Raw genomic sequence first — 21844 nt, forward strand, 5'->3', positions numbered from 1 at the left:
GCCGGGGCCGCGCCGCCGTGCACCCTGCGGACATGCCCACCCGTGGCGGGTGGGCATGTCCGCAGGGACCCGGGATGGTGCCGGGACGCCCGCTAGAAGGCGGGCACCTTCTCCGGAGCAGTGCTCGGGGTGCTGCCCGCGTGCTCGGCGGCGCCCTCGCGCTCCTCCATCGGGATCGCCTTGCGCGGCAGCATGAACATCACCAGGGAGATGACCACCAGCACGCCCACGACCCACCAGAGCGCGCCGCGGAAGGCCTCGACGTAGGGCGGCCCGAAGACCATGTCGTCCTCGATCAGCCCGAAGAAGACGACGGAGGTCAGGGCGAGGCCCAGCGCGTTGCCCATCTGGCCGGTCGTGTTGATCAGGCCGGAGGCGGAACCCGCGTCCCGGCGCGGCACCTCGGACAGCGTGGTGTCGTTGAGCGGGGCGACGATCAGGCCCATGCCGATGCCCATGAGGATCAGCGGGGCGGCCATCTGCCAGGACGCAATCTCCATGCCGTAGTGCTCGGACTCCCAGATGTAGAGGATCAGGCCCGCGGCCATGACCAGGGCGCCCGCCTGGAGCACCTTGCGGCCGAAGCGCGGAACGAGCTTCTCGACGGAGAGGCCGGCGGCCACCGAGACGGCGATGGAGAAGGGGATGCCGGTGGTGCCGGCCCGCAGCGCGCTCCAGCCGAGGCCCATCTGCATGTAGAGCGTCCAGACCAGGAAGAAGATGCCGGTCGCGATGCCGAAGGTCAGCTGGACCGCGATGCCCCCGGCGAAGCTCTTGACCTTGAAGAGGGAGAGCTCGACGAGCGGGGAGCCGTCCTTCTTGATCTTGTACTTCTCGTACGCGATGAACGCGGCGAAGACGAACGGTGACGCGATCATGCAGACGAAGCCCCACAGCGGCCAGCCGTTCTCGCGGCCCTGGGTGAGCGGGAAGATCAGCATGACGAGGGCGAGGGTCGCCAGGACCACGCCCACCAGGTCCAGCCGCAGCGCCTGCGGGGCCTTGGACTCGGTGATGAACTTGCGGCCCAGGATCACACCCGCGATGCCGACGGGCAGGTTGATCAGGAAGATCGGGCGCCATTCGAGGCCGAAGAGGTTCCACTCGGTGAGCAGCGCGCCGAGCATGGGGCCGGAGACGGCGCCGAGGCCCACGATCGCGCCGAACATCCCGAAGACCTTGCCGCGCTCCTGGGGCGGGAAGGTGACGTGGATGATGGCGAGCACCTGCGGCACCATCATGGCGGCCATACCGCCCTGGAGGATGCGGGAGGCGACGAGCATGGCCGGGTCGGCCGCGATGCCGCAGAGCAGCGAGGCGGTGGTGAAGCCGGAGATGCCGATGAGGAAGAGGCGCTTGCGTCCGTAGATGTCACCGAGACGGCCGCCGGTGATGAGCCCTGCGGCGAACGCGAGCGCGTAGCCGGCGGTGATCCACTGGATCGCGCTGGTGGAGGCGCCGAAGTCCTGGCGCAGGGTGGGTATCGCGATGTTGACGATCGTGACGTCGACCAGGTCCATGAAGGCCGCGGTCATCACGATGGCGAGCGCCAGCCAGCGGCGGCGGTCGGGGGGTGAGCTGGGTGCGTCGTGGGCTACGTCGTTCCGCTCTTCTCGTACGGGCCCGTTCTCTCTTTCGGGCGCTGTCCTGGACGTCTCGGTGGTCATGAGGAGAAACCTAGACGGGATGTAGGTCAGTGAGTGTCCTATTTCGCTGGCAACCTGGATCCCATGACCGACACACCGGCACGGCTGCTCTCCCTGCTGTCCCTCCTCCAGACCCCGCGTGAATGGCCGGGGAGCGAGCTGGCGGAGCGGCTGAGGGTGAGCGCGCGGACCATCCGGCGCGACATCGAGCGGCTGCGGGAGCTCGGCTACCCGGTGGAGGCCACCCTCGGGGCCGAGGGCGGCTACCGGCTGGTGGCGGGAGCCGCGATGCCGCCGCTGCTGCTCGACGACGAGGAGGCCGTGGCGATCGCGGTGGGCCTGCGGGCGGGGGCCGGGCATGCGATCGAGGGGGTCGAGGAGGCCTCCGTACGCGCTCTGGCGAAACTGGAGCAGGTCCTGCCGTCGCGGCTGCGACACCGGGTGGGCACGCTGCAGTCGGCCACCATCGCGCTGACGCGGGGGGACGGGGCCAGCGTGGATCCGCGGACGCTGACGACGATGGCGTCGGCGGTGGCGGGGCCGGAGCGGCTGCGGTTCGCCTACCGGGCGCGGGACGGGGCCGAGTCGCGACGGCTGGTGGAGCCGTACCGGCTGGTCAGCACGGGCAGCCGCTGGTATCTCGTCGCCTACGACATGGAGCGGGAGGACTGGCGGACCTTCCGGGTGGACCGGGTGGCCGAGCCCTTCGCGACGGGGGCCCGGTTCGCGCCGCGGGAGCTGCCGATGGACCCGGAGGAGTTCGTACGGCGGGGGCTCGGCGCGCACGGCTCGCGGACGTACGCGGTGGAGGTCTCCTTCGAGGCGGGCGTGGCGGATCTGCCGGAGTGGCTGCGGGCGGCCGCGGTGCCGGGAGGGAGCACGCCGGCCGTGGTCCGCTTCGAGAGCCGGGACGCGCCGGAGTGGCTGGCGGCCCGGCTGGCCCTGACCGGCCTGGCCTTCACGGTCCGCGCACCGGATTCCCTGGCCGAGGCGGCCCGCATGCTGGGCGCACGCCTGAGCGGAGCCGGTGCCCCGCGGGAGGCGGCGGACGGTTAGGGGTGCCCCGCGGGAGGCGGCGGACGGCTGGGCGTGCCCCGCGGGAGGCGGCGGACGGCTGGGGGTGCCCCGGGGGTGTCCTCCCCGCCTTCTGCCCGGGCAGGGGGGAGCCCCGGCGCCTGGGGGGGATAGGCACCGGGGCTCGTTCGGGGGCTCGACGCGGGCGGCTAGGCCACGGCGTCGAAGCCGGTGTCGCGCGCCATCCGCTTCAGCTCCAGCAGGGCGTGCTTCTCGATCTGGCGGATCCGCTCGCGGGTCAGGCCGTGCTGCTTGCCGACCTCCGTCAGGGTCCGCTCGCGGCCGTCGTCGATCCCGTACCGCATCTTGATGATCGACGCGGTGCGCTGGTCGAGCTTGCCGAGCAGGTCCTCCAGCTCCTCGCTGCGCAGCAGCGAGAGCACGGACTGCTCGGGGGAGATCGCCGAGGTGTCCTCCAGGAGGTCACCGAACTGGGTGTCGCCCTCGTCGTCCACCGACATGTTCAGGCTGACCGGGTCACGCGCCCAGTCCAGTACGTCACCGACGCGCTTCTCCGTCGAGTCCAGCTCGGCGGCGATCTCGGCGTGCTCCGGCTCGCGGCCGTTCTCCCGGTTGAACTCGCGCTGGACCCGGCGGATCCGGCCGAGCTCCTCGACCAGGTGGACGGGGAGGCGGATGGTGCGGGACTGGTCGGCGATGGAGCGGGTGATCGCCTGGCGGATCCACCACGTGGCGTACGTGGAGAACTTGAAGCCCTTGGTGTAGTCGAACTTCTCCACGGCGCGGACCAGGCCGGCGTTGCCCTCCTGGATCAGGTCGAGGAGGGGCAGGCCGCTGCGCGGGTAGCGCCGGGCGACGGCGACGACGAGGCGGAGGTTGGAGCGGATGAACACTTCCTTGGCCCGCTCCCCCTCGGCGGCCAGCGCCTCCAGTTCCTCGCGGGTGGGCGCGTCCCCCTCGCGCTCCGTCGCGCCTTCGAGGATCTGCTGGGCGTAGACACCGGCCTCGATGATCTGGGAGAGCTCCACTTCCCTGGCGGCGTCGAGGAGCGGGGTGCGCGCGATCTCGTCCAGGTACATCCCGACCAGGTCGCGGTCTGCGATCTCCCCGCCCACAGCGCGTGCGCTGCTCGTGGACTGACGGCGGGCGACGGCGCGGGTTGCCATGCGTGCTCCCTTGCGATGAGTTCGGTCGCGGTGCGGCTGCCGGACGGCCACCGTGGTGCGGTGGTGCGCCCTCGGACACTCTCCCGAGTGCCCGCTTCCGAAGGAAACAACGACTGGAAACGGGACAGAATTCCCACGCTGGTCCCTCTTTTCCGAGATCTTGCAGTATCCTGCCCCGCCACGAGAGGGGGCCGAATATCGCGCGGCCTCGAAGAGGTGCAGGTCAGCCCCGGAACGGGGGCCGGTCCGACACGGCCCGCGGGCTCGTGCCCGTGAGACGGCCGTCACGCTCGGCGCCGCCTCGTTCACTCGGAACGGTGCCGCCCCGGCTGCACTCCCACCCCTGAGGACGGCCTCCGCGGGCTTGCGGTTGCCTGGACGCCCGTTCGACTGAGGCCCGGGCGCATCTCGACGGAATCGACGGCTCGGTCACCGGCGCCCTGACGGACACCCGCTAGCCGAACTGCAGGCTGCGCTTCGACAGGCCCATCCAGAAGCCGTCCACCGGGTCGCGGCGGGCTCCGAGGTCGCCGGTGGCGTCGGCCGCGCCGAGGGTGACGAAGAGCGGCGCGAAGTGTTCCGTACGGGGATGGGCCAGGCGGCCGGAGGGGGACTTGGCCTCGAAGTCGAGCAGGGCGTCGACGTCGCCGGCGGCCAGCGCCTCGTGGCCCCACGCGTCGAACTCCGCGGACCAGGCCGGGACGCCCGGTCCCGTGTGGCGCAGCGCGGCCAGGTTGTGGGTGAAGAAGCCGCTGCCGACGATGAGGACGCCCTCGTCGCGCAGGGGCGCGAGCTTGCGGCCGAGGTCCATCAGGCGGCGCGGGTCCAGCGTCGGCAGGGACATCTGGAGGACCGGTACGTCGGCCTCCGGGAACATCTCCACCAGCGGGACGTACGCGCCGTGGTCCAGGCCGCGGTCCGGGATGTCCTGGACCGGGGTGCCGGGGGCCTGCAGCAGCGCCCGGACCGAGGCGGCCAGCTCCGGGGCGCCCGGGGCGTCGTAGCGGACCCGGTAGTAGTGCTCGGGGAAGCCCCAGAAGTCGTGGACCAGCGGGGCCGGTTCGGTGGCGCCGAGGGCCAGGGGGGCCTCCTCCCAGTGGGCGGAGACCATCAGTATCGCCGTGGGGCGGGGCAGGTCCGCCGACCAGGCGGCCAGCTCGCCCGGCCAGACCGGGTCGTCGGCGAGCGGCGGCGCCCCGTGGCTGAGGTAGAGGGCCGGCATGCGCGCCGCGCGGGGGGTCGCGCCCGTCGGGGCCTGGGGGGCGGGGGCCGGGGTCATGGGGCGCTCCTCCGTCGTCGTTCAGGGCTGCCTCGAAAAGACTAACCCCGCTTGGTTCAAATTTGAACCAAGCGGGGTGTGCAGTCATTCCCGCGGGCCTGCGGCCCGGATCAGTGGGCGATCACCGGGACCTTGACCTCCGCGCCCTCGGCGGAGCCGGACCCGGAGGCCACCGGGTCGCCCGCACCCGGACGGCCGGTGTTGATCAGGGTCAGGGCGATGGCCGCGCTGGCGGCCAGGATGCCCACCGCCCACCAGATGGCGGAGGCGTAGCCCTCGACCATGGCCTGCGCCTGCACCAGCTGGGCCGCGGCCCCGCCGGCGGCGGCCTCGGCCGCGTGGTCGGTGAGGTACGCCGTGGTGGCCGAGGCGGCGATGGTGTTCAGCAGCGCGGTACCGATGGCGCCGCCGACCTGCTGCGAGGTGTTGACCATGGCCGAGGCGACACCCGCGTCGGCCGGGTTCACCCCGTGCGTGGACAGGGACATGGCCGGCATGAAGGCCGTGCCCATGCCGAGGCCGAGCAGCAGCTGGGCCGGCAGGATCAGCGCCGGGTAGGAGGAGCCGACCTCCAGCTGGGTCAGGAGCAGCATGCCGGCCGCGGCGACCAGGAAGCCCGGGCCCATCAGCAGGCGCGGCGCGACGCGGGTCATCAGGCGGGCGCCGATCTGGGTGGAGCCCAGGATCATGCCCGCGATCATCGGCAGGAAGGCGAAGCCGGTCTTGACGGGCGAGAAGCCCTTCACGACCTGGAGGTAGTAGGTGAGGAAGAGGAACAGGCCGAACATCGCGATGACGGCCAGGCCGAGCGAGAGGTAGACGCCGCCGCGGTTGCGCTCCAGCAGGACGCGCAGGGGCAGCAGCGGGGACTTCACCTTGGACTCGGCGAAGACGAACGCCGCGAGCAGGGCCGCCGAGGAGATGAACATGGCCACGGTGACCGCGTCCGACCAGCCGGCCGACTCGGCGCGGGTGAATCCGTACACCAGGGCCACGAGACCGGTGGTGGACAGGACCACGCCGGGGATGTCCAGCGGGGCGCGGTTGCGGGAGCCTGCGGGCTCGCGGATGACCATCCAGGCGCCCACGGCCGCGACGACCGCGAAGGGGATGTTGACGAAGAAGGTCCAGCGCCAGTTGAGGTACTCGGTGAGGAAGCCGCCGAGGATCAGGCCGACGGCGCCGCCGCCGCCCGCGATCGCGCCGTAGATGCCGAAGGCCTTGGCGCGCTCCTTGGCGTCGGTGAACATCACCGCGAGCAGGGAGAGGGCCGCCGGTGCGAGCAGTGCGCCGAAGGCACCCTGGAGGGCGCGGGCGCCGAGCATCATGGCCTCGCCGTTCGCGGCGCCGCCGAGCGCGGAGGCCAGGGCGAAGCCGACGAGACCGACGACGAAGGCGTTCTTGCGGCCCCACTTGTCGGCGATGCGGCCGCCGAAGAGGAGCAGTCCGCCGAAGGCCAGCGCGTACGCGGTGATGACCCACTGACGGTTGCCGTCGGAAATGCCCAGGTCGGTCTGGGCCGAGGGGAGGGCGATGTTCACGATGGTCGCGTCGAGGACGACCATCAGCTGGGCCAGGGCTATGAAGACGAGCGCCTTCCAGCGGCTGGGATCGGCAGCCGACACGGGTGTCACGGCTGTTTTCGGCATGGGAATACCCACTTCACTGTGCGGAATGACTGAAAAATGCTAGTTCGTAAGCTTTGAAGGTGTCACACGGTTTTCAGCGTCAGGTCGCCCAACGTGGCTGCGGAACCGGGGAGTTCGGAGCGGGCCGGGGCCCGCAGCCCGTCGAGGAAGAGCTGGAGATGACGGTGGGCGAAGCGGTCGGTGTCGAAGCAGGCGGTGCCCGGGAGGGGGCGGCTGAGCTGGGAGAGGGCGACCATCAGGTCGCCGACACCGATGTCCGCGCGGACCAGTCCGGACTCCTGCCCCGCGGCCAGCAGGGTCTCGACGGCCTCCGACAAGGCGGTGCGCGCCGCGAGGAGTTCGGGGTGGTCCCGGTCGAAGCCGTCGGCGAGCATCGGGCACAGGGCGCCGATCCGCTCGTCGGCGGCGGCGTGCGTGAACCGGCACAGCGCGGCGAAGGCGTCGGGCTCCTCGGCGAGTGAGGCCTCGGCCGAGGCCGTGACCCGCTCGGTCGTGAAGAGCACGACGTGGTGGACGAGGGTGTCGCGGTCGGGGAAGTGCCGGTAGAGGGTGGCGTTCCCGATGCCCGCCCGCCGGGCCACCTCGTCGAGGGGGGCCGCCGAGCCGAACTCGACGAACGCTTCGCGGGCCGCCGCCAGGATCCGCTCGCGGTTGCGGACCGCGTCGGCGCGCGGGCGCGGTACGGCGCCCGCGCGGGAGGCGCGGGTCCCGCAGCCCCGGCCGGACTCCGGGGGCGCCGGGTCCACGGCCGCCCGCGGGGCGGTCGGGGCCGCCGTGGCGGGCGGGCTGGGGCGCTTCATTTCCGGGGCCTCCCTGGGGCGGTGGTCGGATCGGGCGGTACGGGTCGGACTCCCAAACGGGGAGCCGTTCCCCGCTTCCGGGGACTCACGTACAAACGGGGAACTGCTCCCCGGTTATTTCACTCCCTCGTGTGAGCCGGGTCACGCCGCCGAGGGTCGCCCGTCACCGTTTGGCCTCTCCCGACGCGCGGGCGCGGCGCGCCCGGCGGAGGGTGAATCGCACAGGGCGCAGACCGGACACGGCCGGCTGCCGCGGACCCGAGGGCGAGCTCCATGACGCAGACCCGCCGCCGGATACGCAGACCACGCCTCACCGGCGCGTACATCGGCCTGACCGCGCTGGCGATCGGGGTCACGGCGACCGCGAGCACGGGGACATCCGGCCGCGGCCAGTCCGCGGCCGGGCCGGTGGCCACGACCGTCGAATCGGCGCTCGCGCCGTGCCGGATCGCCGGGACGATGGGCGTGCAGATGTCCGAGGGCATACCCACCCCGCCCGGGTACTCGCGCTCGACGGGGGAGGTCCGGGCGCTGAACCTGATGATCGACTTCCCCGACGCCAAGGGCGAGGGCACGGCGCTGGACCGGCTGGCGGAGTTCTTCCCGCAGACGTCCGAGTGGTTCCGCACCAGTTCCTACGGCCGCCTGACCTACCGGGCGGAGGCGCCCGTGAGGACCTGGCTGCGGATGCCGATGCCGTTCGCGGCGTACGGGATCGAGCGCGGTTCCTCGTACGAGCCGGGCTACCGGCAGCTCGTCGAGCACATCGCCAAGGCCGCCGACGCCGAGGTGGACTTCAGCCGGTACGACCTGGTCAACATCCTGGTCACGCCGAACGCCGGACCGTCCGCCCTGGACACCGTGCTCTCGGTGACCTTCTCGGGCAACGGCGAGGCGCCGATGGCCGACGGCGTGCCGCTGTCCAACACGTCCTTCGTCTACAGCCGGCAGGACGACGGCTCCGGGACCTACCGGGAGACGGGCTACCGGGTGCTCCCGCACGAGAACGGCCACGTCTTCGGGCTGCCCGACCTCTACACCGCCGACGGCGGGAACACGGTCGGGCACTGGGACATCATGAGCGAGGACTGGGGCGCCAACAACGACCTGATGGGCTGGCACAAGTGGAAGCTGGGCTGGCTGGACAGCACCCAGATCTCCTGTGCGTCGAAGTCCGGCACGAGCGACCACGTCCTGACCCCGCTGGCGGTGGAGGGCGGCATGAAGCTGGCGTTCATCCCGCTGTCGGAGAGCGTCGGGTACGCCGTGGAGGTGCGGACCCGGGCCGGCAACGACGAGGCCGTCTGCCGGCCGGGCGTCCTCATCTACAAGGTGGACTCCGACGTGGACACCGGGCACGGCCCCGTGACCGTGTCGGACAGCTCGACGGCGAGCGGCGGCTGCACCCGCCGGCCCAACGTGCACGCCGAACTGTCGGACGCCCCGTTCCGGCCGGGTGAGACCTTCACCGACGACAAGGCCGGCATCAGCATCTCGGTGGTGGGCGAACTGCGCGACGGCAGCTACCAGGTCCGGGTCATCCGGCCCTGACGTCCTCCCGGGCGGTTCGGCCCTCGGCAGGAAGGCGTCCACGTCCAGCCACACCAGCGTGTCCCGCATGACGTGGTGCTCGGACGCCGGAGGCCCGCCGGAGGCGTCCGAGCCGCCGCCCGTACGTCCCCCTCGCGGACCGTCCGGGGACGCGGGGCGGTGGCCGGTGCGGTCAGCGCCCGAGGGCCTCGCGCAGGATGTCCACGACGGCTCCGCGGTGCGCGTCGGCGAGGAGGAAGAAGTGGTCGCCGTCGAAGCGGCGGACCCGGCAGGGGCCGGTCGTGTGCCCGGCCCAGCCGTCGAGCGGCTCGTGCGGGACCAGCGGATCGGCCGTACCGCCGAGGACGTGCAGGGGCACGGCGAGCCGCACGTCCTCGAACCCCACGGCGGCCTCCCGGCTGAGGTCGATGTCGGCGCGCAGGACGCGCGTGACGTGGGCGAGCATGTCCGGGTCCTGCAGGACCCAGTCCGGGGTGCCCCCGCCGTCCCGCAGCAGCCGGACGGCGTCCTCCTCGGTGGTGGTGGTGTGGGCCCGGCGCCGGGTCCGGCCGGGGACCTGGCCGCTGACGACGGCGGCGCGGCAGTGCGGGCCGAGGAGCTGCGCGGCGCGAATCGCGAGGAGCGCCCCCAGACTGTGACCGAAGACCACGGTGGGCAGCGGGTCCCGGCCGAGCACCTCGTCGGTGACGGAGTCCAGCACCTCGTCGAGACGGCAGCCCGGGGTCTCGCCGAAGCGGCGTTCCCGGCCGGGCAGCGACAGCCCGAGCACTTCGACGTCGTCGGGCAGCGGACCGAAGAGGGGGAAGAGGGTGTTGGGGCCGGCGCCGGAGTGCGGGAACACCAGCAGGCGCAGCCTGGGCGCGGCCGTCTCCCGGAGCCGCAGCAGCGGCCACCAGGGGGCGGCGGAGGAGGACTTCACCGTGGCCATGTCGTCCGTCCCGGTCACGGGCAGTGGATGATCTGGCCGGCGTAGGACAGGCCGCCGCCGAACGCGAAGAGCAGCACGGGTGCCCCCTTCGCGATCTCGCCGCGCTCCACGAGCTTGGAGAGCGCGAGCGGGATGCTGGCGGCCGAGGTGTTGCCGGAGTCGACGACGTCCTTGGCGATGACGGCGTTGACCGCGCCGATCTTGCGGGCCAGGGGCTCGATGATCCGCAGGTTGGCCTGGTGCAGGACGACACCGCCCAGGTCCTCGGGCTTGACTCCCGCCCGCTCGCACACCTGGAGCGCGACCTTCGGCAGGGCGGTGGTGGCCCACCGGTACACCGACTGCCCCTCTTGGGAGAAGGTATGGGACGGCGCCTCGATGCGGACGGCGTGCCCCATTTCGGGTACGGATCCCCACACGACCGGGCTGATCAGGGACTCCTCGGAGGCCACCACCACGGCCGCTCCGGCTCCGTCGCCGATGAGCACGCAGGTGGTCCGGTCGGTCCAGTCGGCGAAGTCCGTCAGCTTCTCCACGCCGATGACGAGGGCCTTCGTCGCGGAACCGGTCCGGATGCTCTGGTCCGCGAGCGCCATTGCGTGCGGAAACCCAGAACACGCCGTGTTCACGTCGATCGCAGCCGGGGCCTTGGCGCCGACGGCCGCTGCGACGCGTGCCGCCATGTTGGGCGAGCGGTCCTGCGCCGTGCAGGTGGCCACGATGACGAAATCTATGTCCGCTCCGGTCAGCCCCGCACGGGCCAGAGCGTTCGCTGCGGCCTTTGCCGCCATGTCCGAGACCGACTCGTCAGCGGCGGCCACCCGGCGGGTCTTGATCCCGACCCGGCTCTGGATCCACTCGTCACTGGTGTCGACCATGAGCTCCAGATCGGCGTTGGTCAGAACTTTTGACGGCTGGTAGTGGCCGAAGGAAAGGACGCGGGACCCGACCATCAGTGCTTCTCCTCATTCCATGGACCCTGAGCCGGATCCGGATTGACCCATGGTCAGCCTATGCAGGGGGCCGGCCGCCCTCGTACGGCGTTCACGCCCACCAGCTGATCCGCGCCACAGTCCTCCAGGGAGGGGGCGTGGGTCAAGATCGCGCGCCGAAGTCGCCTGAGAGCGGGGCGGGTTCGCTCCCCGGCCCCCTCGAATGCCGCGGAGGCCGTTTCCGCCCGCTCTCTTCAAGCCACACGCAAACGGCGCGAAACCGACCCTCGGCGGCAGGCGGAACCACCCCGAACCGGACACCGGGCGCCCCTGACGGACCACTCGCCCGCGGGGACCCCGAGATCAAACTCGATCACTTTCGGTGCAACCGGCACGCACGCCCCGTCGTCCCCCACGGCAGGGCGTTCACGCGAGTCGAAAACATGTTCGCATCAGTCGGCGGTATGTGTACTCTGAACGCGCGTTACTTTCTGAACCAGTTCAATAACAAGGGGGGACCGGTGCACCGACACCGCGTCATGATCTCGGCTGCCGTCGTAGCGGCAGCCATCGGCTTCGTACCGACGGCGGCCCAGGCCGCCGACCAGCCCGCGGAACGCAAGGGGAGCGTCTCCGCGCAGGTGGAATCCGCGAAGGCGGCTGCGGCGAAGTCCGCCGTCTTCCACAGCCCCGCCGAGCGCACGGTCCGCACGACCGGCAAGGCGGCGGCCGCACCGCAGGCCGCGGGAGCCGCAGGAGCCGCGAAGGACAACGCCGGCCTCGCGGTCGACCTGCGCGCCACAGCCACCACCGCGCGCGGCATCAGCCTCGCGTCACAGGTCACCACCGGCGCCGGCACCCCCGTCCGGGTCGACATCGACTGGGGCGACGGCAAGACCGACACCGAGCACGTCACCAGCACGAAGCTCCTGACCTCGAAGCACACCTTCGCGGAGGTCGGGAAGCACAAGGTCACGGTCACCCTGACCGACCAGAACAACAACGTGACCGCCACCAACAGCGTCGAGGTCCAGTCCCTCGGCTCGAAGTTCACCCCGCACGCCCCGACCCGGCTGCTCGACACCCGGTCCGGAATCGGCGGCACCGACCGCCCGGTCACCCCGTACGGCGTGGCCCGCGTGAAGGTCGGCGGCAACAGCGGCATCCCGGCCGACGCGACCGCCGTGGCGCTCAACCTCACCGTCGTCAGCCCTCGTTCCGGCGGCCACATCACCGCCTACCCGTCGGGCGAGGAGCAGCCGACCACCTCGAACGTCAACTTCGTCGCGGGTCAGACCGTGCCGAACATGACGATCGTGCCGGTCGGTGAGGACGGCTACGTCGAGCTCCTCAACCGCAGCTACGGCGACGTCGACCTGCTCGCGGACGTCACCGGCTACTTCAGCCCCTCCGCCACCGCCGGCGGCTACACCTCGCTGAACCCCTTCCGCATCGCAGACAGCCGCACGGGCCAGGGCACTTGGGGTCAGGTCGCCGGGCAGAGCACCTTCGGGCTCCAGGTCGCCGGCAACGGCGCGGTCCCGGCGAGCGGCGTCACCGCGGTGGCCCTCAACGTCACCGTCACGGCCCCCCGCGGCGCGGGGCACCTGACCGTGTTCCCGAGCGGGCAGTCGGCACCGGGCACGTCGAACGTGAACTTCAAGGCCGGTCAGACCATCGCGAACTCGGTGATCGTCCCGGTGGGCTCCGACGGCAGGATCAACATCCGCAACGGCGCCTGGGACCCGGCCGACGTCATCGTCGACGTCGTCGGCTACTACAGCCCCGGCAGCAAGGCCTCCTACATCCCGACGCCGCCGACGCGTCTGCACGACTCGCGCGAGTGGGAGTTCCCCGTCGAAGGGCAGGACTTCCGCTGGCTGCCGCTGTCGGACGGCGACCCCACGGTCACGGCGTTCGTCCTGAACACCACGGTCACCGACACCCAGGGCAGCGGGCACCTCACGGTCTCCCCGGACCCGTACACCTGGGCCCAGCGCGAGAGCGGGGCGCCCAAGCCGACCCCGCCGAACTCCTCCAACCTGAACTGGACGAGGGGCGAGACCGTCCCGAACCTGGTCCAGGCGAGCACCGGAACGACCGGCGTCATCGACTTCTGGAACCGCGGCTGGGACCGCACGCACCTCATCGTCGACATGTTCGGCTTCTACGAGAAGGACTGACCCGCCGGGCGGCCCCGGCCGCCCGGACGACCGTGCCCCGGAACCAGCCGCACAGGCTGCTCCGGGGCACGGCCCTTTCGGGGAGCCCGGCTCAGTCGGTCCGGGGTCCCGCCAGGGCGGGCTCGGGCTCGGCGGGCGTCGCGGGCGCGGCCGGGGCCGCGGGCCGGTCCGCCGGACGGCGGCGCTCCACGTCCTTCTGCACGCGCCGGCCCAGGCGCTGCATCGGCATCTCGACCACGTGGTACATCAGGTGGCTGACGGCCACCACGACACCGAGGAAGACCGCCGTCCAGGCGATCCTGCCGAGCGTCGAGGACGGCTGCGGCGGAACGCCCAGCAGCGGCTCGATGGTGCGCAGCAGCGGGATGTGCAGCAGGTACACGGAGAAGCTGATCGCACCGAGCCAGGTCAGCACCTTCGGGAAGCGGCGCGCCCGCAGGAGGAAGCCGACGCCGAAGAGCACCCATGCCGCGAGGTAGGCGACCGACCAGGCCTTCCAGCCGGAGGACCAGGTCAGGTCGAGGACCTTGCCGTGGTTGTAGAACCGGCCGACCAGCACGCCCGCGACGATGACGAACCCGCAGGCGAGCAGGGCCGGGACACGGGCGAGCTGCCCGTGCTGCGCCCGGTAGACGACCGTACCGGCGAACATCGTCGCGAAGATCATCCAGGTCTCGAAGGCGGGCGCCCGGCCGTTCAGCGCGAGCAGGACCAGGCCGATGCCGCCGAGCAGCAGCGCGCCCACCCCGGTCAGCGTGCGGTTGCCGCTGAGCACACCGGCGAGGCCCATGAGCACGATCGGCGTCACGATCAGCAGGAGCGTGCGGGTCGAACCGAGCTCCGCGTTCAGCAGCTGGGTGCCGACGGCCGTACCGGTCACCAGTGCCACGCCGGCCAGACCGACCGCGATCGGTGCGCTGTGCCGGTGCAGGCCACGGGTGAACAGGGCGGTGACGAGGAAGTAGAAGACCATCTCGTAGCAGAGCGTCCAGGTGACGTTCATGCCGTTGGTCACGCCAAGCAGGTCCTGGAGCATCAGGCCGTTCGCCACCAGCGAGGCCAGGTTGTCGCCGGTGCGCAGCAGCGCGACCGACCCGTCCCCGGCCGGCAGGATCATCGACAGGACGAAGGCGGCGATCAGGGCCGGGTAGATCCGGAAGATCCGCCCGATCCAGAAGGCGCGGACGTCTCCCCGCCGCTCCAGGGAGGCGGGGATGATGTAGCCGCTGACGATGAAGAAGAGCATGACGCCGAACAGGCCCATGTCGAAGTTCCACCAGACGGCGCCCCCGAAGGGCAGCATCCGCAGCACGTCGAAGTGGTGAAGTGCCACGACCAGCGCGGCGACGCCGCGCAGCGCGTCCAGCCAGCCGAGCCGGGCACCCGGCGTGACGGCCGGCACCGCAGCCGGCGCGGCGGACGTCCGCCGGGTGAGTAGGCGTATGAGCTTCACCGCAGGGACGATAGCCGATGTCCGAAGCCCGGCAGCATCGTCCGCGGAGAGGTGAGGTCGGCCACACAGCGCGACGCCCCGCCGACGGGACGTCGGGGCGAAGCCGAACCGCGCCGCAATCGGGGCGACCACGGGCAGGGTGATCCGCTAGGCTGTCAGCGGTCACGCGGCGGTCTCCGCCGAGGCCACGCCCGCCTTCGTAGCTCAGGGGATAGAGCACGGCTCTCCTAAAGCCGGTGTCGCAGGTTCGAATCCTGCCGAGGGCACAGTCGAGGACCCCCCGCCGGAAAACGGCTGGGGGTCCTCTTCGCGTTGTGGTTGGATGGCGCACGTGTCGCGTGACGCCGCCTACTGAGATGTGGGCCGGGCGGTGGTTGGGCAGGCACCCGCTTGTGAAGGACCGGGCCCATGGGCACATACGCCACCGGCTACGGGTGATCTCCCTCGGTTGTAACGCTGCCGTCGCACGCACACACACCGTGAGGAAATCCACACTCCGTGTCATCTTTCAACGAGTTCAACGAGAACGTCATCGCAGAGTTCAGGGCCAACGCCGGTAAGGTCGGCGGGCCCTTCGAAGGGGCCGAGCTGCTCCTTCTCACCACCACCGGAGCCAGGTCCGGCAGGCCGCACACCGTCCCCCTCGGGTTCCTGCGCGACGGCAGCACGCCGCTCGTCGTCGCGTCCGCCGCCGGGGCCGACCGGCACCCCGCCTGGTACCACAACCTCCTCGCCCGCCCCCTCGTCCAGGTCGAGACCGGGACCGAGGAGTACGAGGCCGTCGCCGTGCCCGCCGCCGGGGCGCGGCGCGACGAGCTGTTCGCGCAGGTCGTCCGCGCCGAGCCCGGGTACGGGGAGTACCAGGGGCGTACCGCGCGGGTGATCCCGGTCGTGGCGCTGCAGCGCACGCACGAGGCCCCCGAGGAGGAGGGCGGGGTCGCCGGGAAGCTGCTGAGCGTGCACGGCTGGCTGCGCGTGCAGCTGGCCCACGTACGGGAGCTCGCGGCGGACGGCGCACGGGAGGCGGGCGCACGGGGGGACGGGGTGGCCTCGCTCGGGCTCCAACTGCGCCAGCACTGCCTGGCGTTCTGCCACACCCTGGAGTTCCACCACCGCAGCGAGGACGCGGGGCTCTTCCCGTATCTGGAGCAACAGCACCCGCACATGCGGGAGTTCTTCCGCCGCGTCGACGCCGAGCACCGCGTCATCGCACGGCTTCAGGAGGAGCTCGTGCGGGCCCTGGACGCGCCCGGCGCGGGCGGGGTCGTCGGCGAGGGGTTCAGCGAGCGCGTCGAGCGCATGAGCCGGGAGCTGGAAGGCCATCTCGACCGGGAGGAGGCTCAGTTGCTGCCGGTGCTGCGGGCCCTGGGAGCGTGACGCGGGCCTCGGCGCCGCCCTCCGCCCGGTTGCGGAAGGCGAGGGTGGCGCCGAGGACGCGTGCCTGGCCGACGGCGATGGTCAGGCCCAGCCCGTGGCCCTTGTTCGTGCCCTCGGTACGGAACCGCTGCGGGCCGGTCGCGATCAGGTACTCCGGATAGCCCGGCCCCGCGTCGGTCACCGTCAGGGTCGGGCCGTCCACCGTGACCGTGACCGGGGCGGCGCCGTGGCGGTGCGCGTTGGCCACGAGGTTGCCCAGGATCCGCTCCAGGCGGCGCCGGTCCGTCTCCACCCGCGGGGAGGCCAGCACCGTCAGGGCCGTGTCCGTCCCGGACGCGCGGATCGTGCGGGCCGCCAGGTCGGCCAGGTCGTGCGAGTCCAGCTCCACGCGTTCGCTGCGGGTGTCCAGGCGGGAGATCTCCAGCAGGTCCTCCGTCAGCGAGCGCATCGCCCGCACCCGGTCCCGTACGAGCTCGGCCGGGCGCCCCGGCGGCAGGAGCTCGGCGGCCGCGTTCAGGCCGGTCAGCGGGGTGCGGAGCTCGTGGGCGACGTCCGCCGTGAACCGCTGCTCCGCCTCCAGCTTGCGCTGGAGCGAGGAGGCCATGGTGTCCAGGGCCCGGGAGACCGCAGCCACCTCGTCCTTCTTGCGGGGCGCGTCGCCGACCCGGGCGTCCAGGTCGCCGGCGCTGATCCGGCGGGCCACCTGCGCGGTCACGTGCAGCCGCCGGGTGATCCGGGTGACGCCGACCGCGCCGATGAGGAGGGTGACGCCGATGGCGAGGCCCGAGGAGCCGAGGATGGCCCGGTCGAGATTGAGGATGGTCCGCTCGGCTCCGCGGAAGTCCACGAACACCGCGATCGCGGTGCCGTCCTGGGCGGGCGCGGCCGCCCACATCACGGGGCGCCCGCGGTGCGTGCCGACCTCCGTGCCGCGCTTCCCGCCGCGTGCCAGGGCGCGCAGCCCCGGGGGCAGGCCCGCGGGGTCGATGCCCTCGCCCCGGGGCAGGCGCGCGCCGGTCTCGTACCCCTGGATGCTCCGCTCCAGCTTGGTGAGCGCCTTCTCGCGCGCCGTGCCGACGGTCTGGCGGGTCATGGCACCGTGCACGAGGCACCCGAGCAGCGCGGCGAGCCCGCAGCACATCAGGGTGATGAAGACCGCGGCCTTCCAGGTCAGGGTCGAGGTCCAGGCCGGCAGCCGCAGGCGGGGCCGCAGCCGCGCTCCGCGCTGCATCTCGTTCATGGTCAGGTCACGGTAATGCGCCCGCCCCGGCGGGCGAGCGGCGGGATCCGGCCTCATCCCGCGAGATCCGGCCGTAATCGAGCCGTACCGGTCGGATCGAGCCCGCCCCCGACCGCCGTGACCCGCGCCCCAGACGCTCGAAGCCCTCCCGGCCGGGGCCGGAAGGGCTGCGCCATCGCGGATGCGACCCCCTGGGGCTCCGGGGTCCTGGGATTGTGGGCCCCGGGGTCAGCTCAGGCCGCTGGTGCGTTCGCCGATGCGGTCACCCTGCGGAGTGCCGGCCCGCTTGAGCGCGGCCTTCGTGTGCAGTCCGCCCTTGACCTTGCTCCGTACAGGACCGTCGAAGCCGTGGCCCGGGGGGCGCGGCGGGGAGGAAGTCTCCTGCGCCTTCGCGATGGCCGCCCGGACGTCCCGCTTCTGCTCTTTGTTCATCCCGTCGTCAACTCCCTCAGGAAGCACCCAATCGGACTACTGGGATCGTATGCATATATACGGAGCAACGCACCCGGACCGGAACGTAAAGAAATCAAGGAGTCGAGCCGGTCGCCGGAGCCGGACGCTCCGGCGTTCCCGACGTCGCCCGGACGACCTCCTCCGGGCAGGGCGTGCCCCGCGGCAGCTGGTACTTCGCCGCCACCCGGTACTCCCCCGGCGCCGGGACCAGCAGCTCGGTCCACACGTCGCCCTCGCCGTCCGGGAGCGCCTTGAACAGGCAGCCGGCCGTGTTCGCGAACTCCTTCGGCACGGCACCGCGCGCCTTGGAGTCCGCGGTCTCCTGCGGCGGCGGCACCGGTTTCCCGGCCCCGTCCACCAGCCCCAGCCACGGCGAGTGCGGGATCCGCACCAGCACCCGTCCGGCCTGCCTCGCGTCGATGACCAGCTGGTCGGCGCCCGCCCGCACCACGCTCGCCGGCCCCGTCACCAGGTTCGTCGGCGCGTCGACCTTGAAGAGCTGCCAGTTCGCGTCGCCCCACACCTGCTGGAGGTACGGGAGCCCGGCGCGCACCAGCTTCGCCTCGTCCTCGCCGCCCGAATCGGGTTTGTCGGCCGGCAGCACCACGTAGTGCACGGCCCAGCGCTCCAGCCAGGCCCGGTAGCTGTCGGCGGTGAGGGTGTCGTCGTAGAAGAGCGGGTTGCGCTCCAGGTCGGCCTGCCGGTTCCAGCCGCGCGCAAGGTTCACGTACGAGGGGAAGGCGGAGGACTCGCGGTGGCTGCTGACGGGCACCACCTCGACCCGGCCGCGGTCCGCGCCCGCCTTCTGGAGCTGGTCCACGAGCGGGGCCAGCTCCCGGTTCCAGGCGGCCACCGGGGTCGTGCGGACGATGTCCGTGATGCTGTTGGTGGTGATCCATGCGTTCAGCCCGGCGAACGCGAGCAGCACCCCGTACCAGCGCCGCGAGCGCGGGACCTCGTACGGGAGGGCCGCGAGCAGCACGGCACCGCCGAACAGCATCACCATCCTGGTGACGTTCGAACCGACCTGGGAGTCGATCGCCCAGGTCAGGAAGACCCCGAGGGCGTAGACCGCGGCGGCGATCCGGACCGTCCGCCAGCGCCGCGGCACGAGGAAGAAGATCAGCAGCCCGAACAGGAACGGCAGCCCGGCGGAACCGATCTTCATCGGCTGGGTCCCGGAGAACGGGAAGAGCCAGGCCGACAGCCCGACCACGGCCACCGGCGCCAGCCCGAGCGCGTACGCACCGGGGCGCCGCCGGCTCAGGAACAGCGCGGCCGCCACCACCCCGAGGAAAAGGCCCGCGACGGGACTGGCGGCGGTCGCGATCCCGGCCAGCGGGGCCGCGACCGCGGCCTTCGCCCAGCGCCGCCGCGCCCACTTGCGGGGCCAGCAGAAGACCGCCGCGACCGCACCGAGGGCGAACATCGCACCGAGCCCGAAGGTGACCCGGCCCGAGAGGGCGTTGCAGAACAGCCCGTACGCCCCCGCCAGGGCGGGCCACAGCGGCTCCCGCACGGCCCCGCGGCAGCGGGTCAGGATCAGCGCCAGGAGCCCGGCCGAGACGGTGCCCGCGACCATCATCGTGGTCCGCACGCCGAGCATGTGCATGAGGTACGGCGAGACCACGCTGTACGAGACGGGGTGCATGCCGCCGTACCAGGCGAGGTTGTAGGCCGAGTCGGGATGCCGGCCCACGAATTCCGCCCAGGCGTCCTGCGCGGCGAGATCACCGCCGCTGTTGGCGAAGGCGAAGAACCAGACGACGTGCAGCACGGCCGCGAGCACGGTGGCGACGGCCACCGGGTGGCGGCGGAGCGGATCGAGGAGGCGGCCACTGGTGCGCCGCGGGGGCCCGTCGTGCGGCCCCTGCTGCGGCGGCAGGGCGCCACGGCCCGAGCCGCCACCGTCTGCCGACGCGATGGCTGCCCGGCGCCGGCCCTGCTGCTCAGCGGTGGTCACTGCCGCACTCCCCAACACATGGATCCCCACCGGCACGCGTCCACGCGTCCCGGGTCCCTAGGCGGTGTCCGGCCGGCGGGACCGGGCGGACACTCGCTAGACGCGCACCGGCGCCCCGGGGTTGCCCGGGGCGCCGGAATCCGCGCTCTCACCTGCGGCGGTCGTGGCCGCCCGCGGACGCCCGCGCACCGCCACGCACGGCCGCGCACCGCCACGGACGGCCGCGCACGGCGATCGGCCGACCGGCCGACCGGCCGACCGGCCGACCGGCCGATCAGCCGATGCGCGTCAGCTTGCTGCCGATGCCCGGCGAGGCCAGGTCGCTCTTGAGCGCCACCGGCACCTTGACCTGGCTGGCGCCCTCGCCGACGGTCAGCAAGCCGACCTCGGTGCCGGCCTTCGCCGTCTGCGGCATCTTGGCACCGCCGTCCGCCAGCTTGACGGTCACGGTCAGCGACGCCCATCCGATCGCCTGCACGTCGGCGGTGGCGACGACCGGCGTCCGGCCGCCGAGTCCGTCGTCGACGTAGCCGACGACGTCGCCCTTCTTGACCACGGTCGCACCTTCGAGGGCCTTCTGCGTACCGGTCATCAGCTGCTTGCTCGCGGCGAGCACGGTGTCGATGATCGACGGCTTGTGCTGGCCGAGGACCGCTCCGACGATCAGCTGGTTGGTGTTGCCGATCTTCTTCTGCGCGGCGAAGAGCAGGTTTCCGCCCGCCTTCGTCGTCGTACCGGTCTTGATGCCGAGCGCACCGCTGGGTCCGGTCAGACCGTTCCAGTTGCGCCAGCTCTTGCCGGACGGGTCGACCCAGTTCGGCTTCTTGGTGATGTCGAGCAGCGTCTCGATCTCGACCAGCTTCAGGCCCAGCTTCACCTGGTCCTCGGCGGTGCTGACCGTGGTCGCGTCCAGACCCGAGGGGTCCGTGTACGTGGTGTTGGTCATGCCGAGTTCCTTGGCGGTGTCGTTCATCTTCTTGACGAACGCCTCCTGGGAACCGGAGTCCCAGCGCGCGAGCAGCCGCGCGATGTTGTTGGCCGACGGGATCATGAGGGCGGCGATCGCGTCGTACTCCGAGATCTTGTCGCCCTCCTTGACCGTGTCGAGGGTGGACTCGTTGTTGACGGAGTCGTTCTTCTTGCCCTCGGTCTCGGCCGTCTTGTCGACGTCGATCATCGCGCCCTGCTCACCCTTCTTTATGGGGTGGTCGCGCAGGATGATGTAGGCCGTCATCGACTTGGTGACGCTCGCGATCGGCACCGGCTTCTGCTCGCCGGACTGGCCGAGCGTGCCGAGGCCGGCGGCCGCCATGTACGCCTGTCCCTCGGTGGGCCAGGGCAGCTGCGGCGCGGCGCCCTCGAAGGTGTACGAGGACTTCGCGGTCATCACGAGCTTCGGCTCGGGCAGCGGGCGTACGAGCTGCACGACGGCCAGGATGACCGCCAGGAGCACGACGAGCGGCGCGTAGATCTTGAACCGGCGGACGGCGGTGCGCAGCGGGCTCGGCGGCGGGGGCGGGTTGTTCGTGAGGTCCGCCAGCATGTCGAGCGGCGGCTTGGGCGGCAGCGGCTGCTGCGTGGTCCGCTCGCTGCGGTCGCTCCGGTCGAGCCGCTCGGTGGCGGTCGACGCGGCGGCCGGGGCCGACGGGGTCGGCAGGGGCGGCGGAACCGGGGTCTTCGGCTTCGGCTTCGCCTCCGCCGTGCCGTCTCCGTCGGTGCGCAGCGGCACGAAGGTGCTGGGCTTCGGGGCGCGGAAGACGGCGGTGCGCTCGCTGTCCGCGTCCTCGTCGGCGGGCGCCGGAGCCGGTGCCGACGCCGGAGCGGAAGCGGAAGCGGAAGCGGAAGCGGAAGCGGAAGCGGAAGCGGATCCCGGCTTCGCGAGGGTGGGCTTCGCCTTCTGCCCGCCCTCGGGCTTCACCGTGTCCACCTTCGGCACCCGGAACACCGCGGTGCGCTCACTGTCCGCCGACGGAGCCGCAGCCTTGGGCTCCGCCGACGGCTCGGCCGCAGCGCCGGAGCCCGGCTTCACCGCACGGAACACGGCCGTACGCTCACTGTCCGCAGCCGGAGCCGCAGCCTTCGACTCCGCGGCACGGGACGCAGTCCCCTCCGCTTCGGCCGACGGCTCGGCCGCATCCGCGGAAGCGGAAGCAGCTGCGGGGGACGCAGCCCCGTCGGCCTCAGCCGCC

Annotated in this window: 16 protein-coding genes and 1 tRNA gene; 5 read left to right on the forward strand and 12 right to left on the reverse strand. The window is 72.1% G+C overall.

All coding sequences use genetic code 11. From position 1 onward, the window contains the following. Window positions 1–92 precede the first annotated feature (92 nt). On the reverse strand, window positions 93–1667 hold the full coding sequence (locus IH80_RS0123310) for an MFS transporter (RefSeq protein ID WP_051809807.1): 1575 nt from the start codon (window positions 1665–1667) through the stop codon (window positions 93–95). Between the two features lie 63 nt (window positions 1668–1730). Here IH80_RS0123310 and IH80_RS0123315 point away from each other — a divergent pair, with 63 nt between their 5' ends. Further along, entirely contained in the window at window positions 1731–2702 is a 972-nt protein-coding gene (locus tag IH80_RS0123315; RefSeq protein ID WP_037880851.1) for a helix-turn-helix transcriptional regulator, read from the forward strand. Window positions 2703–2869: 167 nt separating this feature from the next. On the opposite strand, the gene IH80_RS0123320 is transcribed toward IH80_RS0123315, so the two are convergent. From IH80_RS0123320 to IH80_RS0123335, 4 genes are all read right to left on the reverse strand, one after another. Further along, window positions 2870–3847: a sigma-70 family RNA polymerase sigma factor gene (locus tag IH80_RS0123320; RefSeq protein WP_030963030.1), complete on the reverse strand. Its 978-nt coding sequence runs from the start codon at window positions 3845–3847 to the stop codon at window positions 2870–2872. Window positions 3848–4301: 454 nt separating this feature from the next. Beyond that, on the reverse strand, window positions 4302–5126 hold the full coding sequence (locus IH80_RS0123325) for a dioxygenase (RefSeq protein ID WP_051809809.1): 825 nt from the start codon (window positions 5124–5126) through the stop codon (window positions 4302–4304). 110 nt (window positions 5127–5236) lie between these two features. After that, window positions 5237–6775 carry an MFS transporter gene (locus IH80_RS0123330; protein ID WP_030963034.1) on the reverse strand — a complete coding sequence of 513 codons (1539 nt, stop codon included), beginning with the start codon at window positions 6773–6775 and terminating at the stop codon, window positions 5237–5239. 62 nt (window positions 6776–6837) lie between these two features. Continuing rightward, window positions 6838–7575, reverse strand: a complete 738-nt coding sequence (locus IH80_RS0123335) for a TetR/AcrR family transcriptional regulator (protein ID WP_078906705.1) — start codon at window positions 7573–7575, stop codon at window positions 6838–6840. Between the two features lie 273 nt (window positions 7576–7848). Here IH80_RS0123335 and IH80_RS0123340 point away from each other — a divergent pair, with 273 nt between their 5' ends. Further along, window positions 7849–9126, forward strand: a complete 1278-nt coding sequence (locus IH80_RS0123340) for a M6 family metalloprotease domain-containing protein (RefSeq protein ID WP_030963036.1) — start codon at window positions 7849–7851, stop codon at window positions 9124–9126. 172 nt (window positions 9127–9298) lie between these two features. On the opposite strand, the gene IH80_RS0123345 is transcribed toward IH80_RS0123340, so the two are convergent. Then, entirely contained in the window at window positions 9299–10072 is a 774-nt protein-coding gene (locus IH80_RS0123345; RefSeq protein WP_030963038.1) for a thioesterase II family protein, read from the reverse strand. After that, on the reverse strand, window positions 10069–11007 hold the full coding sequence (locus IH80_RS0123350; protein ID WP_030963039.1) for a beta-ketoacyl-ACP synthase III: 939 nt from the start codon (window positions 11005–11007) through the stop codon (window positions 10069–10071). Before IH80_RS0123350 ends, IH80_RS0123345 begins: the two co-directional genes overlap by 4 nt. A 500-nt stretch (window positions 11008–11507) precedes the next feature. On the opposite strand from IH80_RS0123350, the gene IH80_RS39615 reads away from it, so the two are divergent. Continuing rightward, entirely contained in the window at window positions 11508–13169 is a 1662-nt protein-coding gene (locus IH80_RS39615; RefSeq protein ID WP_158943587.1) for a PKD domain-containing protein, read from the forward strand. Between the two features lie 91 nt (window positions 13170–13260). On the opposite strand, the gene IH80_RS0123360 is transcribed toward IH80_RS39615, so the two are convergent. Further along, window positions 13261–14622, reverse strand: coding sequence for an acyltransferase family protein (locus tag IH80_RS0123360; protein WP_158943589.1), 1362 nt, complete (start codon window positions 14620–14622; stop codon window positions 13261–13263). Between the two features lie 193 nt (window positions 14623–14815). Here IH80_RS0123360 and IH80_RS0123365 point away from each other — a divergent pair. Then, window positions 14816–14888 (forward strand) — tRNA-Arg (locus tag IH80_RS0123365). 232 nt (window positions 14889–15120) lie between these two features. Then, the gene (locus tag IH80_RS0123370) at window positions 15121–15999 is read left to right on the forward strand and encodes a nitroreductase/quinone reductase family protein (RefSeq protein WP_030963042.1); all 879 of its coding nucleotides are present in this window, start codon (window positions 15121–15123) and stop codon (window positions 15997–15999) included. Here the strand turns inward: IH80_RS0123370 and IH80_RS0123375 are convergent. From IH80_RS0123375 to IH80_RS0123390, 4 genes are all read right to left on the reverse strand, one after another. After that, entirely contained in the window at window positions 15902–17239 is a 1338-nt protein-coding gene (locus IH80_RS0123375) for an ATP-binding protein (RefSeq protein WP_078906707.1), read from the reverse strand. The genes IH80_RS0123370 and IH80_RS0123375 overlap by 98 nt on opposite strands. A gap of 228 nt (window positions 17240–17467) precedes the next feature. Beyond that, window positions 17468–17671 (reverse strand): hypothetical protein, encoded by a 204-nt coding sequence (locus tag IH80_RS0123380; protein ID WP_234432355.1) that lies wholly within the window; start codon window positions 17669–17671, stop codon window positions 17468–17470. A gap of 94 nt (window positions 17672–17765) precedes the next feature. After that, complete coding sequence (locus IH80_RS0123385; protein ID WP_420708838.1) at window positions 17766–19655, reverse strand: MFS transporter; 1890 nt, start codon at window positions 19653–19655, stop codon at window positions 17766–17768. A 274-nt stretch (window positions 19656–19929) separates the two neighbouring features. Next, on the reverse strand, window positions 19930–21696 hold the full coding sequence (locus tag IH80_RS0123390; RefSeq protein ID WP_234432356.1) for a D-alanyl-D-alanine carboxypeptidase family protein: 1767 nt from the start codon (window positions 21694–21696) through the stop codon (window positions 19930–19932). Between the last annotated feature and the right edge of the window lie 148 nt (window positions 21697–21844).

The organism is Streptomyces sp. NRRL S-378 (genome assembly GCF_000720645.1).
In the GTDB taxonomy this organism is placed as follows: domain Bacteria; phylum Actinomycetota; class Actinomycetes; order Streptomycetales; family Streptomycetaceae; genus Streptomyces.

What these genes read in the sequence shown, in the direction of transcription:
- IH80_RS0123375 (WP_078906707.1), bottom strand. Translation starts at nt 17,239, where the DNA reads ATGAACGAGATGCAGCGCGGAGCGCGGCTGCGGCCCCGCCTGCGGCTG.
- IH80_RS0123350 (WP_030963039.1), bottom strand. Translation starts at nt 11,007, where the DNA reads ATGGTCGGGTCCCGCGTCCTTTCCTTCGGCCACTACCAGCCGTCAAAA.
- IH80_RS0123315 (WP_037880851.1), top strand. Translation starts at nt 1,731, where the DNA reads ATGACCGACACACCGGCACGGCTGCTCTCCCTGCTGTCCCTCCTCCAG.
- IH80_RS0123340 (WP_030963036.1), top strand. Translation starts at nt 7,849, where the DNA reads ATGACGCAGACCCGCCGCCGGATACGCAGACCACGCCTCACCGGCGCG.
- IH80_RS0123330 (WP_030963034.1), bottom strand. Translation starts at nt 6,775, where the DNA reads ATGCCGAAAACAGCCGTGACACCCGTGTCGGCTGCCGATCCCAGCCGC.
- IH80_RS0123310 (WP_051809807.1), bottom strand. Translation starts at nt 1,667, where the DNA reads ATGACCACCGAGACGTCCAGGACAGCGCCCGAAAGAGAGAACGGGCCC.
- IH80_RS0123325 (WP_051809809.1), bottom strand. Translation starts at nt 5,126, where the DNA reads ATGACCCCGGCCCCCGCCCCCCAGGCCCCGACGGGCGCGACCCCCCGC.
- IH80_RS0123320 (WP_030963030.1), bottom strand. Translation starts at nt 3,847, where the DNA reads ATGGCAACCCGCGCCGTCGCCCGCCGTCAGTCCACGAGCAGCGCACGC.
- IH80_RS0123380 (WP_234432355.1), bottom strand. Translation starts at nt 17,671, where the DNA reads ATGAACAAAGAGCAGAAGCGGGACGTCCGGGCGGCCATCGCGAAGGCG.
- IH80_RS0123335 (WP_078906705.1), bottom strand. Translation starts at nt 7,575, where the DNA reads ATGAAGCGCCCCAGCCCGCCCGCCACGGCGGCCCCGACCGCCCCGCGG.